The sequence below is a fragment of the Trichococcus pasteurii genome (assembly GCF_900112935.1).
Taxonomy (GTDB): Bacteria; Bacillota; Bacilli; order Lactobacillales; family Aerococcaceae; genus Trichococcus; species Trichococcus pasteurii.
In genome coordinates this window covers 42401-56919 of sequence record NZ_FONM01000012.1, presented here as the reverse complement: position 1 = coordinate 56919, position 14519 = coordinate 42401, and the positions used below count along the sequence as shown (strand labels likewise).

At 48.4% G+C, this 14519-nt stretch carries 12 protein-coding genes; all 12 read right to left on the bottom strand.

Annotation, left to right across the window (positions count from 1 at the left end):
- Positions 1-78 precede the first annotated feature (78 nt).
- Positions 79-1044 carry a PstS family phosphate ABC transporter substrate-binding protein gene (locus BM184_RS10505; RefSeq protein ID WP_218151024.1) on the bottom strand — a complete coding sequence of 322 codons (966 nt, stop codon included), beginning with the start codon at positions 1042-1044 and terminating at the stop codon, positions 79-81.
- Positions 1045-1254: 210 nt separating this feature from the next.
- Positions 1255-3021 carry a two-component system histidine kinase PnpS gene (gene pnpS, locus BM184_RS10500; RefSeq protein WP_086943707.1) on the bottom strand — a complete coding sequence of 589 codons (1767 nt, stop codon included), beginning with the start codon at positions 3019-3021 and terminating at the stop codon, positions 1255-1257.
- A complete protein-coding gene (locus BM184_RS10495; protein WP_086943706.1) occupies positions 3018-3749 on the bottom strand; it encodes a response regulator transcription factor in 732 nt (243 codons plus the stop codon). The genes pnpS and BM184_RS10495 overlap by 4 nt, the downstream gene beginning before the upstream one ends.
- Before the next feature lie 359 nt (positions 3750-4108).
- Positions 4109-4996: a permease-like cell division protein FtsX gene (gene ftsX / locus BM184_RS10485; RefSeq protein ID WP_086943704.1), complete on the bottom strand. Its 888-nt coding sequence runs from the start codon at positions 4994-4996 to the stop codon at positions 4109-4111.
- A complete protein-coding gene (ftsE, locus tag BM184_RS10480; protein ID WP_086943735.1) occupies positions 4986-5672 on the bottom strand; it encodes a cell division ATP-binding protein FtsE in 687 nt (228 codons plus the stop codon). The genes ftsX and ftsE overlap by 11 nt, the downstream gene beginning before the upstream one ends.
- A 202-nt stretch (positions 5673-5874) precedes the next feature.
- Positions 5875-6991, bottom strand: a protein-coding gene (prfB, locus tag BM184_RS10475) for a peptide chain release factor 2 (RefSeq protein WP_120488163.1) whose coding sequence is annotated in 2 segments (ribosomal slippage) — positions 5875-6918 and positions 6920-6991 — 1116 coding nt in all. Because the reading frame shifts where the segments join, the coding sequence is not laid out codon by codon here.
- A gap of 156 nt (positions 6992-7147) precedes the next feature.
- The gene (gene secA / locus BM184_RS10470; RefSeq protein WP_086943703.1) at positions 7148-9697 is read right to left on the bottom strand and encodes a preprotein translocase subunit SecA; all 2550 of its coding nucleotides are present in this window, start codon (positions 9695-9697) and stop codon (positions 7148-7150) included.
- A 443-nt stretch (positions 9698-10140) separates the two neighbouring features.
- Positions 10141-10698: a ribosome hibernation-promoting factor, HPF/YfiA family gene (gene hpf / locus BM184_RS10465; protein WP_086629408.1), complete on the bottom strand. Its 558-nt coding sequence runs from the start codon at positions 10696-10698 to the stop codon at positions 10141-10143.
- Positions 10699-10824: 126 nt separating this feature from the next.
- Positions 10825-11517, bottom strand: a complete 693-nt coding sequence (locus BM184_RS10460) for a ComF family protein (protein WP_086943702.1) — start codon at positions 11515-11517, stop codon at positions 10825-10827.
- On the bottom strand, positions 11489-12859 hold the full coding sequence (locus tag BM184_RS10455; RefSeq protein ID WP_086943701.1) for a DEAD/DEAH box helicase: 1371 nt from the start codon (positions 12857-12859) through the stop codon (positions 11489-11491). The genes BM184_RS10460 and BM184_RS10455 overlap by 29 nt, the downstream gene beginning before the upstream one ends.
- Before the next feature lie 105 nt (positions 12860-12964).
- Entirely contained in the window at positions 12965-13552 is a 588-nt protein-coding gene (gene thpR / locus BM184_RS10450; protein ID WP_086943700.1) for an RNA 2',3'-cyclic phosphodiesterase, read from the bottom strand.
- 100 nt (positions 13553-13652) lie between these two features.
- Complete coding sequence (locus tag BM184_RS10445) at positions 13653-14519, bottom strand: DegV family protein (RefSeq protein ID WP_086943699.1); 867 nt, start codon at positions 14517-14519, stop codon at positions 13653-13655.

Here is a 14519-nt window from a genome sequence, read left to right as displayed (position 1 = left end):
TCCTCTAATAAAGATGAGATGCGAGGGAAGCAAAACGCTCGCTTCCCTCACATCCCTTAGTCATTTATTTGGTTTTGCTTATTTCAGGCCTTCCAGTGTAGTCAACGCTGCTTCATAAGATTCAGCCGGTAGTGCTACATAGCCAACTTCAGCTGCCATATCAGCTGCATTCTCCAAAGTGTATTTCGTGAATTCATAGACATTTTCGTTTTGTAACGAATCGTTCTTCACGTAGATGAACAATGGACGGGAAAGCGGCTCATAAGATCCATCCTGAACGGTTGTATCGTTAGGTGTGACTGCAACGCCTTCACCGTTTACGATCGGAACAGCTTTAACGATGTCGCTGTTTTCCAGGAAGTATGCATAACCGAAGTACCCGATTGCATTTGCAGAACCGGAAACACCTTGTACCAAGACATTGTCATCTTCAGATAATGAAGCTGTTTTGTTGATTTGCTCGCCATCCAAGATCACTTCATCGAAGTAATCGTACGTTCCTGAGTCAGTACCTGGGCTGAACAACTCGATTGGTTCTTCCGGCCAGCCTTCACGGACATCCGCCCATGTTTCTACGCCGGTTCCTTCTGTCCAGATCATTGCTAATTCTTCGATAGTCAATTGATCTACCCAGTCGTTATCGCTGTTCACAACTACTGTCAAACCATCCAAGGCAATTTGGAACTCTGTATATTCAATGCCTGCTTCTTCCAACAATGCGATTTCTTCGTCTTTGATCGGACGAGAAGCATTACTGATGTCTGTTTCGCCTGCGATGAATTTCTCAAATCCGCCACCCGTACCGGATACACCGATAGTCGCTTTGACATCCGGATTTGCGATTGAAAATTCTTCGGCTACTGCTTCCATGATCGGAAATACTGTGGAAGATCCATCCACTAAGATATCGTTGCTTGCAGTTGCGCTTTCAGTTGCCGCTCCGCTTTCTGTAGTTGCGTCTCCGCCATCGCCATTGCCGCAAGCCGCCAATGTAGCACCGATAGTTAAAGCCATTGCGAATTTAGATAATTTGCCAAAGTTCATTTTTTACCATCCTTTATGTTGAGGTTATTTGAACGTCATTGCCTGTTCACAACCCTAATATTAACGGTCGATTGTTAATTTCCTTGCGGTTTCATGTAAAGTTTTTGTTGAGTTTCCCTCTTTTTTGTAAATGTTTTGTAAACAATTCCTCCGAACGCAAGAAAAAAGCTCTACAGAAGCGTTTTGCGCCTGTAAAGCTTTGTGTTTGAATCAATTCTTACAGGGCAACGTCACTGTAAAAGTCGTTCCTTTCCCCTGTTTGCTTGCCACTGTCACCGTTCCGTTCATGTTTTCAACCAAGTACTTCACGATCGACAAGCCTAATCCGGTACCTCCGGAGTTTCGGCTCCGCGCTCTATCAACACGATAGAACCGTTCAAAAACCCTTCCCAGATCGGCTTCCGGTATCCCGATGCCGTTATCGGCAACGTGCAGACGGACTTGCTCTGCTGTCCTATCGACAGTGACCGTGATATGCCCTCCGGCTTGCGTATAGACGACGGCATTGTTGATCAGATTCGCCAGTATTTGCTTCAAGCGGTTCGGATCCGTTTGTAACGTAACGAAATCCTTCTCCACTAATTCCAGCGTCATGTTTTTCTCTTTCACTTTCTGATCGACCAACTGGAAGGTCGCCAACACCGCTTCGGAAATATTCACTTCCTGCAGAGCGAGCGGTACTTGCCGCTGTTCCAACTTCGATAGTTCCAATATATCATTCACCAAAAGATTCAACCGGGTACTTTCGGCCAGAATGATTTCCAAAAACTGCTTCAGGATCACGGGATCTTCCATCGCACCGTCCAACAACGTTTCGGCGAATCCTTTTAAGGCTGTGACGGGTGTCCGCAGCTCATGGGATGCATTGGCGACAAAATCGGTCCGGACTTTCTCCAATCGCCGGATTTCACTTATGTCATAGAGGAGCACGATCAGGTTCATTTCACCCGGTTTCTTGCTTGTGATCGGGACGATATTGGCATCGACGACTCTGTCTCTTGGGTAGTAAAAATAGATTTCATCATTCTGCGGCTCTCTGTAATTGTAAGCTCGCTCAATCATATGGCTGAGTCCATAACTGCTTACTGCCTCAACATAGGATTGGCCGATCAACGATTCTTCACTCTCGCTCAATATTTCCTGCATGGCGGCATTGACCATTGTTATTTCCTTATTTTCATCCAAAAGCATCACGCCAATAACCAGATGGTTGATTAACCCAGTAAGCCGTTCATCATTCTGCTTGATCTCATTCATTTGATTATCCAGGCTCTCGGCAAGTTCATTGATTGTTTCGCCCAATTTTTGGAAATCGCCGAAGCCTTTCCCTTTGTAACGCGCATCATACTGGTGATCGGAAAGCTTTTTGGCGACATCCATCACGGCATCGATCGGTCTGCCGATGCGCTTCGTCAAAGCATAGGTGAGTATGAACGCCACTACCAAAGCCAATAGGATAAAAACGTAAAGGGACTGTTCGATGCGTTGGCTGACCGTCAAGGCGCTCAGCGGTCTGGACAGCCGGATAATGGCAACGATGGCCCCTGCCTCATCATAGATGGGCACAGCTACATAATACAGCTCCTGATTGGTGCTTTCGCTCTTCCGTTGCCCTGTTCCGTAGGGTTCCCCGGAAAGAACTTCCTGAATTTCTTCCCGTCGCAGATGATTTTCCAGATTCACCGTCGTGATCTGCGAATCATAAAGCACGACCCCATCGGTATCGACCAAAGTGATCCTGTCTTCCGTGAAAGCGTCAATTTTATCCAGTTCTTCTTCAACAAAAATCCAATCACTGCCATCCGTACTGTTTTGGAGCAGTGTGCCCACTATTTGGGTCTGTTCAACAAGCAGTTCGCTGTGCAAACTCCGCGTGTAATTCCCTAACACCGTCTCCAGGAATATCCCAAACGCCACACTGAACAGCGCGAAAATCAACACAAAAGTGGCAAGCATCCGCAATTGGAGTTGCTTCATGTCTTCGCTACCTCGAATTTATACCCGAAGCCTCGGACCGTGCGGATGTATTGCGGATTTTTGGTATCTTTTTCGATTTTTTCGCGGAGATGGCTGATGTGTACATCAACGATGCGCGTTTCTCCCGCGTAATCAAAATTCCAGATGGCATTCAACAATTGTTCCCGGCTCAGGATGCGATTGGCACGCTTCGCCATGTAAAGAAGCAATTCGAATTCTTTCGGCGTCACTTCAATCAGTTCTCCCGCTACATGAACCTCATACAGTTGCGGGAAAATGGTGATTTCGCCCACTTCGATTTTTTCTGTTGCGTCCTCCGTCTGTTCCTGTTGGGCAGTCGCAACCGGTTCAGCCGGAACAGCCTTGTTTGTCCTTCTTAGGATAGCTTTCATCCTGGCCAATACTTCACGCGGGCTGAATGGCTTCGTCATATAGTCATCCGCCCCCAGCTCAAGGCCGATGATCTTTTCCAGCTCATCATCCTTCGCTGTCAGAATCATGATCGGTGTATCAAATTTTTCCTGTCTCAGGCGTTTGCAGATGTCCATTCCGTCCATTGACGGCAACATCAAGTCCAGGATGATGAAGTCAAAAGGATTCGAGATGGCCAAACGGTAGCCTTCAGCTCCGTCGGTGGCAGTTGTCACCTCGTAGCCGTCTTTTTCCAAGTTGAAAGCCAACAATGTAACGATGGATGGTTCGTCATCCACTAGCAAAACCTTTTTCATGTTTCCTCCTCTGACCGATTGGGGTCCGGGATGAGTCGTTCCATCCCATGTAATTTACGAATATCCGTATTTTGAGAGCCTCAGCTTTCTGATCGGCCCGCTTTCCTTTTTAGCATACTAAAAATGTCAGAAAACGGCAATTCGGATTTCACTGGCTGATTCTTTCCTTTCAAATCATAAGACTCCAAAAAGTGCGCTGTACAGGAGATTTCGTAAGGTTCGGGAGGAATATCCAAGAGCGAAAATAATAATTGGGCTTTGTCGTTTTTCAGGACAAGAACAGTGATTTCAGGCGACAAAAAAGGTTCCACCCATACGTTTTGTATGACTGGAACCTTTTGAGAATACGCTCTATTTCATTAAACTTTCAGGAAGCGACGCATCGAGAATACTGACCCGAAGGCCCCGATAAAGATGCCGATGCCCACCATCAAAAGACTGATGTAGATTAGGAATGGATTCGGAGTCAAGAGGCCGAAGTTTGTGCCGGCCAAGTAGTCCCCGCTCACATCAAAGATGAAGCGGTAAAGGAACACGAGGAAAGTCATGGGAATCAATGCCCCTATCAATCCGATAATGGCTCCTTCAATCAGGAATGGCCATCTGATGAAGCTGTTTTTTGCGCCCACCAAACGCATGATTTCGATCTCCGTGCTGCGGGAGAAGATGGTGATCCGGATCGTATTGGAAATCAGGAATACAGCAACCAACAGCAAACCAATGATGATGACGAGCCCGATCGTACGGATTGTCGCAATCGTCTCGAACAACTTATCCGCTGTGGCACCGCCGTATTCGACCTGCGTGACATACTGCATGGCGGATGCTGCTTCAGCTACCGCTTTCGTCTGCTCCGGTGCCGTTGTGTTCAGGACATAAGCATCATACAACGGATTGGCATCCCCACCGAAAAGGTCGAATTCCTCACCGTAGCTGCCGATGATCTTATCCAATTCCTCGTCCTTGCTTGAGAAGGTGATGGATTCCACATTGGCGATGTTCTCCAGTTGGGTCTTCAACGTTTCCTGCGCGGCCGGATCAGCCGCCAGATCGATGTAAACTTTTACACTCACATCATTTTCGACATCGGAAGCCAATTTATTCACGTTCAAAAGAATACCGGTAAAGGATCCCACAAGCAGCAAAGTCAGCGCCACTGCACTGATCGAGGCTATCGACATCCAGCCATTCCGGAACAGGCTTTTGAATGCATCTCTTATGTGTCTGGCAAATGTTCTAAATTTCATATCCATATTCTCCTTCTTGTTGATCTCGGACAATACGGCCATTCTCTATTGCTAATACACGGTGTTTGATGTCATTAACGATTTGGCTGTTATGGGTTGCCATCAGGATCGTTGTCCCCTGGTTGTTGATTTCTTCCAGAATGCGCATGATTTCCATCGACGTATCCGGATCCAAGTTACCTGTCGGCTCATCCGCAATCAGGACGCCTGGCATATTCGCAATCGCACGCGCAATCGCAATCCGTTGCTGTTCCCCGCCTGAAAGTTCATTCGGGAACATCCGGACTTTGTGCTTCAGTCCAACCAAATCAAGCACTTCCAAGACACGCTTCTGGATGACTTTCGGACTTTTTTCGACTACTTCCATCGCGTAGGCGATGTTTTCGTATACGGTCAGTTTAGGTAATAGTTTGAAATCCTGGAAGACCACACCCACAAAACGACGCAACAACGGAACTTCTTTTTCCTTCATGGTCGTTAAATTATATTTGCCTACTTGAACAGTTCCTGAGGTTGGTTTTACTTCGCGATACATCATTTTGATGAAGGTTGATTTGCCGGCTCCGCTGGGGCCTACAATATACACAAATTCGCCTTGATCGATCTTCACGCTCAGATTATTGACCGCCGTAATGCCGTTGTTGTACTTCTTAGAGACATTCAGCATTTCAATCATTTTATCACCTGTCTTTTCTTTTTTTCCCTGCTTTCGCTCTGAAACCTTCAGAGGCTGCAAGAATGCTTCCCTATTATAGCACGTTGCGCAAATATGTCTGTTTTAGTTTCTTTACAAGTATGTGTCAATAGTTTCTCAGAATTTCAGTTGAATCCTCAGTATTGCTGCTCCAGCCTGGGCATATTTATTCTGGTTGCGGATTTTACAGTTCTTCCTGATCCATCGTCATTTTCAGATAGGCATCGATGAAGGCATCGAGATCCCCGTCCATGACAGCCTGTACGTTACCCGTTTCATAGCTGCTTCTGTGATCCTTGACCATCGAATAAGGATGGAACACGTAAGAACGGATCTGTGAACCCCAACCGATTTCTTTTTGCTCTCCGCGGATGGCTGCCAATTCTTTTTCGCGCTCTTCCTCCTGCAGTTGATACAGTTTTGCCTTCAGCATCCCCATAGCGGTATCCCTGTTCTGGAATTGGGAACGTTGCGCCTGACTTGCCACAACGATGCCGGTCGGGATATGCGTAATCCGGATGGCTGATGATGTTTTGTTGATGTGCTGTCCGCCGGCTCCGCTGGCGCGGTAGGTGTCCACACGGATGTCGTCCGGATTCACTTCTATCTCCGCATCGTCAGCAGCTATCTCCGGCATCACGTCGATCGAACAAAAAGAGGTGTGCCTTCTTCCGGCAGAGTCGAACGGCGAGATACGGACCAAACGGTGCACGCCCCTTTCCGAACGCAGGTAGCCATAGGCGTTCATCCCTTTGATCAGGATCGTTACGCTTTTGATTCCGGCCTCATCCCCGCTTTGATAATCCAACGTCTCTACGTCAAAGCCTTTTTTGTCGGCCCAACGCGTGTACATGCGGAAAAGCATGCTTCCCCAGTCCTGGGATTCCGTTCCGCCAGCACCTGGATGGATTTCCAAGATAGCGTTCGATTTGTCGTGCGGTCCGTTCAACAGCATCGTCAATTCATATTTTTCCAGCGCTTCGGTAAATTCTGTCGTTTTTTCGTTCAATTCTTCGAGGTATTCCGGATCTTCATCCTCTTTTACCATTTCATACAAGACTTCAAGGTCTTCATATTGCGCTTCCAAACTCTTGAACGTATTGTAGACTGCTTTCAATTGGTTCGATTGGTTGATGACTTCCTGCGCCGCTTCGGCGTTGTTCCAGAATTCCGGATCCAACATGCGATCGTCGAATTCCGCGATATCCGTTTCTAGGCCATCTAAGTCAAAGAGACCTCCTGAAGCTTGAGATTTTTGTTTCTGAACTTTCCAGTATTGCTTTGATTTCGCTTAATTCCATTTGATTTCCTCCTAGATTCGACAAAAGAAGGATGGGTCGGGATAAAAACAAGCTACTGTTTTTTATCCCGACCCTCCCCGATTGGCGCTGTATCCGATTAGTGTGTGTTTGACTTGATTTTGGTGATTGAAATGCGCTTCGCTGATACGTTACCGGTTATTCTTCGGTAGGCGATTCTTGTTTTTCGGCTGCTTCAGCCGCTAGTTTGGCTTTTTGTATTTCCATCAGTTTTTGCATCCTCATTGCGGCAATCTGCGCTCTGCGCGCTTGTTCCTGTTGCTCCGTTTGGGAAGCGACTGTCTCACGCGTCGGCATGATGTTCGAACCTTGTCCCACTGATTGTCGTTGCAGGTTTTGACGGATTTCTGATTTCATCACGATACGGGTAACGTCATAATCGATGGTGGCGATCATTTCCTGGAAACGATCATAGCCCTCGGTTTGGTATTCGGTCAACGGATTGTTCTGTGCGTAAGAACGCAAACCGATTCCTTGGCGAAGCTCATCCATATTGTCGATGTGATCGGTCCATTTGCTGTCCACGACCCGCAGAATGACAACTTTTTCAAACTCCAAGATTTGTTCCGGACTCAATTGTTTCTCTTTTGTCTTGTAGACTTCCATTGCGCGTTCCACCAAGTATTCCTCGATTTCATGCGCAGTTTTGCCTTCCAGATCGGCCAAGCTGATGCTGTCGGGATGCACAAGGGCTGCTCCGGCAAAGTCGCGGATGCCTTGCAGATTCCAAGTCGCCTTTTCACCGATGGTATGCGTTTCGACCACACGCGCAATCGCACGTTTGATCATGGCTGTTGCGACATACTTCAGCGATTCGGTTTCATTGATGACTTCCAGACGCTGTCCATAAATGATTTCACGCTGTTCGCGCATGACTTCATCATATTCCAGCACGTTTTTACGGGTATCGTAGTTGTTGCCTTCCACTCGTTTTTGGGCGGATTCCACTTGTTTGGAAAGCATTTTGCTTTGGATGACCACATCTTCTGCTTCATCATCCAAATTCAATTTGCTCCAGACTTGCTGGATGCGTTCCGATCCGAAACGTCTCATCAAGTCGTCTTCAAGTGAAAGGTAAAATTGCGTTTCGCCGGGATCCCCTTGACGTCCGGAACGTCCACGCAATTGGTTGTCGATCCGGCGTGATTCATGGCGTTCGGTACCGATGACGCAAAGACCGCCTAATTCCTTGACGCCTTTACCCAGCTTGATGTCGGTACCACGACCAGCCATATTGGTGGCGATCGTGACGGCTCCGGGTTGACCGGCCCCGATGATGATTTCCGCTTCCCGGAAATGGTTTTTGGCATTCAAGACTTGGTGCGGAATGTTTTCTTGACGCAGCATCTGCGAAAGCAGTTCAGAGGTTTCCACGGCTACGGTACCGACAAGGATCGGCTGACCTTTCGCGTGACGCTCTTTGATGTCGCCGACGACAGCCCTGAATTTGCTCTTCAAGGATGGATACAACAAATCCGGATAGTCATGACGGACGATTGGTCTGTTTGTAGGAATCGAAATGACGTTCATGTTATAGATTTCCCGGAACTCTTCTTCTTCCGTTTTCGCTGTACCGGTCATACCGGACAGTTTTTTGTACATACGGAAATAGTTCTGGAAAGTGATGGTGGCCATCGTTTTCGATTCATTTTCGATTTCCACGTTCTCTTTCGCTTCGATGGCTTGGTGAAGCCCGTCCGAGTAACGGCGGCCTTCCATGATTCGTCCTGTGAATTGATCGACGATTTTTACCTTCCCGTCTTCCACTACGTAATCGATGTCCACAAGCATGATGTAATTCGCGCGCAAGGCTTGATCCAAATGGTGCACCAAGCGGGTATTATCCACATCGTACAAGTTCGGCAAATGGAATGTTTTTTCGGCTTTCTCGATGCCTTCATCCGTCAATGCGATTGATTTGGACGTCAAATCGATCGTGTAGTCTTCATTCTCTTTCAATCCTTTGATAAAGAAATCGGCTCGGTTATAGAGTGCCGTCGATTTTTCTGCTTGTCCGGAAATGATCAATGGTGTGCGGGCTTCATCGATCAAGATCGAGTCGACCTCATCGACGACCGCAAAGTTCAACGGACGTTGCACCATTTGATTTTTGTAGACGACCATATTGTCCCGCAAATAATCAAAGCCCAATTCATTGTTGGTGCTGTAGGTGATGTCGCAGTTATAGGCTTCTCTTTTTTCTTCCGAAGACTTGCCGTTTGTGTTCAAGCCAACAGTCAACCCCAGGAAACGGTAGAGTTCACCCATCTCAACAGCATCGCGGCTTGCCAGATACTCGTTGACTGTGACAACGTGGACACCTTCGCCCGATAAGGCGTTCAGGTAAACCGGCATCGTCGCGGTCAAGGTTTTACCTTCACCGGTCTTCATTTCGGCGATATTGCCTTTATGCAGGGTGATCCCCCCCATAATCTGCACTTTATAAGGATACAGCCCCAAGACGCGTTTTGCGCCTTCGCGGACTACGGCAAATGCTTCCGGAAGCAGGTCGTCCAAAGACTCCCCTTTTTGATAGCGTTCTTTATAGGATGCGGTCAGTTCGCGCAATTCTTCATCATCCAAAGCGGCCATTCGATCCGCGTAGGAGATGACCTTATCCGCTACTGCTTCCAAGGAACGTAGCTCTTTCTTATCATTCTCGATGAGTTTCTTTAAAAAGTTGGCCATTCTATATCTCCTCTTGCTGTCTGATTTCATTCCAGCACTCATTTTCACTGGGTATGTATTCGTGTATATGTCGTTCGTTGCTGCTGCAAAAATAATTCTTATATCTCTACTATTCTATCATTACTTTTAATTAATGTGAACTACTCACCATCAACAAAACCTTGCACCGGTTGACTAATAGGAAAAGCGGAACGGGTTCGTTCAGCCCTGAAAGAATTTTAGGAAACCGTGCCGCCTGAGCATCGTAGAGCGCAATAGGTGCGGTTTATCTAAATTCCGAAGGGCTAACCCGTGAAGCTAGCCAATGATTTGGGATGCATGGAACATTTTACAATCCTAAACAACACCAACGGTGATGCACTTTTGATTCCGACAATTTATATACTTTCTTAAGTAAAAAAAAGCCCCCCGCCGTTCATTGGCGGGGGACGTTATTTTCGGATTTAGTCAGTTTCGATCAGACCGAATTTGCCGTCTTTTCGGCGGTACACGATACTTGTGCCGTTCGTTTCAGCATCTTCGAAGATAAAGAAGTTGTGTCCAAGCATATTCATCTGCAATACAGCTTCTTCACTGTCCATCGGTTTGAGGGAAAGACGTTTAGTGCGGACGATTTCAAGCGGATTCTCATCGTCTTCCATTTTCTCTTCGATCAGATTCGGCTCGTTACCGATATCAAATCCTCTCTCTCTGGATTTGCGGTGAATCTTCGTCTTGTACTTACGGACTTGGCGTTCAAGTTTGTCCACAACCAAATCGATGCTTCCGTATAGATCGTTGGAAGTCTCTTCGGCTCTTAAAACCAGGAAAGGTAGCGGAACCGTAACTTCCACCTTAGCAGATTTTTCGGCTGGGAATGGATATACTTTCAAGTTGACATGCGCAGTTGTTTCAGGCACGTTGCCAAAGTATTTTTCCAGTCTGCCTAATTTTTTCTCGGCGTAGCTGCGAATCGGTTCTGTAACCTCAATATTTTCTCCTCGGACATTATACTTAAACATAGCACTCTCTCCTTTCGTCTGACGCATCGTCAGATAAAGACAACCCTCACCTATGGACCACTCATAGGGGGTTTCTTTAACCTCATTATAATGTAAGCGCCTTAACATTTCAATGTTTATGATTGATTATCTTGCGATTGTAACGGAGCGCACCGATCTGAATCCTTGCTTGTACAGGAGGGATTTCGCGTGGTAGAGCGTTCTTCCGGTAGTGTAGACGTCATCAAAAAGAATAATTTCCTGCTGAAGATATTTTTTGTGCTCAACCCGCAACGAAAATGGTTGCGTTGTCAGCAGTCGTTCCCCCCTGTTTTTTTCCGATTGTTTTTCGCCGGCATGCTGGTTCTCCAAGAATTGTACGTAGCGGATTCTTGCCTGTTTCAGCATCTCCTCGCACTGGTTGAAGCCCCTTTCCTCGTAGCTGGCGATTGATATCGGCAGCGGGAGGAACAGTGCTTGAGGATGCGCTCTTTGATATGCCCGCAGATCGTTCGTGAAGGCACCAGCAAGACGGTAATCGCCTTGGAACTTATAGCGTTGCAGCCAGTCCTTCACGATGCCCGTATAGGCATAGCAAGCATGATGCGCGATCGTCAGCTCCGGATAGCGACTGCTCCAACTCCGGCAGTCCTCGCACAAACCCGTGGATAATGATTGCGGCCGCATGCATCCCGGACAGCAGGTTCGGCCGGCTAAACGCGGCAACTTTTCCTCACAGGTCCGGCAGACCGTTCCGCGATTCTTTTTCCCGAAACCAAAAAGTTCCTGGAGGGTCAATACTTCGCGAATCTCATTTTGGCAAAACAGACACTGACCCATTCAACAGCCCCCTTCTTCCCGCAGCCCGGTTCATCGAGTGGATTTGCCGGACCGCCCCCTGGATGGCTTTCGTTTCGCCGTCGTGGGCAAAACAGACCCGCCCTGTCGGAAAGTCTTTGTGCCTTCCTGCCCTGCCGGCAATCTGCACAAGCGAGGCTTCCGTGAAGACCCGATCTTCCGCGCCAAGCACAATGACATCGATATCCCTGAAAGTTACGCCGCGCTCCAGTATGGTCGTTGTCATCAAAAAATCATACATCTCCGCCCGCATCCTTTTCACTTTCTCCTCGCGGTCAGGATCGCTCGCCGAAACGCAGGTGAACTGCTTATCCGGAAAAAGTTCCCTCAACCATCCGTCCAACTCTTCCATCAGCTGGATATGCGGCAAAAAAAGCAAGAAGCGCCGTTGCTGTTGGAGTTGCCTCCTGATCAAGGAAAGAAATCGAGCGTTTTTCTTTCTGTTGATGGCCTTGCGCCAATTCCCGACCCACAGACATTCTGGTTCGGGCAGCGCAAAGCCGTGATAACGGGCAGGCAGCACAGTCGCTGCCAATCTGCCGCGCTTGATGTCATTTTGCATGGCCCGTGACGGGGTCGCCGTCAAATAAATCAGCGCGCTTGTTTTTTTTCTGGATTTTTGCGCCCCAAACTGGAGGCTCGCATCGTTATGGAACGGGAAGGAATCGATTTCGTCTATGACCAGAAGATCGAACGCTTCCCGGAAGCGCAGCAGTTGATGGGTTGTGGCGATGACGAGCGGCGTGTAGCTGTAACCCTCCTCATTACCTCCGTACAGCAAGGCCAACGGGATGTCCGGAAAAGCTTGCTTGATCCGGGGGGCCAGTTCCAGGCAAACGTCCACACGCGGGGAGGCCAGGCAGACTCTCCCGCCTTTGCGCAGGCAGGCTGCAATACCCTCAAAAATCATCTCGGTCTTCCCCGCACCGGCGACGGCCCAGATCAGGCGTGTTTCTTCAGAACGGACCGTCTCCACGATTTCATCCGACGCACGTTTCTGTTCGGAGGACAGTTGGCCCTGCCATTGCAGAACCGGCTCATGGGGCCATGCGAAGGCATTGGTTTCCGGCAGATGGTGGAGCACCGTGCAGCTTTTGATCTTTCCCATGTTCAGACAACTTAAGCAATAAAAACAAGCGGTTCCGCAGGAGCACGGTGCTGCCTGCATTTTGTTCCGGTCCTGATTCCCGCACCGGTTACATGTCAGCTTCCCGTTCGCGCTGACCAAACCGGGTCGTTTTTCAACCAGAGCCAACAGCCTATCGTCTGCGCTGCGGCACTCGCTCCTCGTCAACTCCCTGCCGTACAGTTCCTTCCCGTCCATGCCTTCCTCCCTTTCCTTTCCTGCCCTTTCCCCAGATAGCATACGCAAAAAAAGCCGCCGCTCTTCCGCTGAATTTGCGAAGAGGGACGCCTTTCTGTTTTCCGGTCAGATATTTGTTGGTTTGCTGGCTATTGTCCGGATTGTCCGACCTTTGAACGGGAAATCAGCAAGCGGGCGATAAACCAGCTTTCCGTTCAGCCGCACACTTTCGAACAACGTCAGCGCGGTGACAGGGATTTTCTGATCCGGCGGCAACGGTACTTTGCTTAGAACTTCCCACTCCTGCGCCAGCACGATACCCCGTCCCAGCGTAAGGTGCGGGATGAAGGCCACCTCCTCAGCCAGAGGCATTTCTTCCCCCTGCAAGGAAACATTAAGCTGATCATAGAGTTGTTCGAGCGGGCTGTTTTCTTTGATGCCCATCCAGATGATCCACTTGTTTTTTTTGAAAAAATAACCCAATCCGTTAGTTTCGATCAGGAAGGGCCCCTGTTCTGCGGCGCAGCGGGCCAGCGCAGTTTCGATCGCGCTCTTCTGATCCTGGTCCACTTCCCCGATAAACCGCACCGTCAAATGGAAGTTGTCCGGATCTGTGAATGACCCTTTGAGGCTGGCACGTTTCACTTCTTCCTGAACAGCAACCAGTTGTCCTTTGCTGACTTCAGGTAATTTGATGCCGATAAATACTCTCACGACTGCACCCCGCTATCCTTTTTATAAAAAAAACAGGAAGGACAGAACCCCGATGGCCCTTCCTCCCCAATGATGTATGATTGCCGCAAATATTTGTTGCTTATATTGGATAGCTCAATTCGGTGTCTTCCGTCCAGGTCAGCCCCAGCGCACCTTCACCTAAATGCGTCCCGATGACAGGGCCGAAATAACTCAATTCGAACCGAATGTCCGGAAACTCTTTTTGGAGGTGTTCCAGCCAATCTTGCCCTTTTTCGGGAATATTCCCATGGATGACGGTTGCGATGATCGGGTAATCCGCCTTTGAAGCCGTCTGGCCCAAAAGTTCTTCGATCCTTCGCAACGCCCGTGCATTGGTTCTGATTTTTTCGAAAACGACTATCTTTTTGTCCGAAAAATGCAGCACTGGCTTTATTTTCATGATGGAGCCGATCACAGCAGCCCCTCCCGATAGTCTGCCGCCACGCTGCAGGTTCATCAGATCGTCCACCATAAAGTAGGCACGGGAACGTTTCTTCATGTGTTCCAATCGCGCAATGATCTGCTCCGGTTCGATACCGGCAGCAGCCAACCTTGCCGCCTCCAAGACGAAACGGGCCTGCACATAGCAGCTGATTTCAGAATCGAAGGGATGAATGTTGAACTCAGGATACTCCCTGCTTAAAGCGGCAGCATTCTGGTATGTACCGCTGATGCCGCTCGAGAGGTGGATACTGATGATCGCATCATGCTCCTTCGCCAATTCTTCATACAGCTGATGCATGGCACCCACCGCTGGTTGAGAGCTCTTCGGGAAATCCTCAGAAGATTTCATCAAGGCATAGAAGTCCTCTGCAACCAGATCTATTTCTTCTTCAAATGATTTTTCTCCGATATTCACGACTAATGGCAGCATATGAATATGATGCCGCTGGCGCATCTCAGCCGTCAAATAAGCGGTACTGTCCGTAACTACTGCAATTTTCAT

Coding starts and splice junctions, on each gene's coding strand:
- BM184_RS10505 (WP_218151024.1), bottom strand. CDS start 1,044: ATGAACTTTGGCAAATTATCTAAATTCGCAATGGCTTTAACTATCGGT.
- pnpS (WP_086943707.1), bottom strand. CDS start 3,021: ATGAAGCAACTCCAATTGCGGATGCTTGCCACTTTTGTGTTGATTTTC.
- BM184_RS10495 (WP_086943706.1), bottom strand. CDS start 3,749: ATGAAAAAGGTTTTGCTAGTGGATGACGAACCATCCATCGTTACATTG.
- ftsX (WP_086943704.1), bottom strand. CDS start 4,996: ATGAAATTTAGAACATTTGCCAGACACATAAGAGATGCATTCAAAAGC.
- ftsE (WP_086943735.1), bottom strand. CDS start 5,672: ATGATTGAAATGCTGAATGTCTCTAAGAAGTACAACAACGGCATTACG.
- secA (WP_086943703.1), bottom strand. CDS start 9,697: ATGGCCAACTTTTTAAAGAAACTCATCGAGAATGATAAGAAAGAGCTA.
- hpf (WP_086629408.1), bottom strand. CDS start 10,698: ATGTTTAAGTATAATGTCCGAGGAGAAAATATTGAGGTTACAGAACCG.
- BM184_RS10460 (WP_086943702.1), bottom strand. CDS start 11,517: ATGGGTCAGTGTCTGTTTTGCCAAAATGAGATTCGCGAAGTATTGACC.
- BM184_RS10455 (WP_086943701.1), bottom strand. CDS start 12,859: ATGGACGGGAAGGAACTGTACGGCAGGGAGTTGACGAGGAGCGAGTGC.
- BM184_RS10445 (WP_086943699.1), bottom strand. CDS start 14,519: ATGAAAATTGCAGTAGTTACGGACAGTACCGCTTATTTGACGGCTGAG.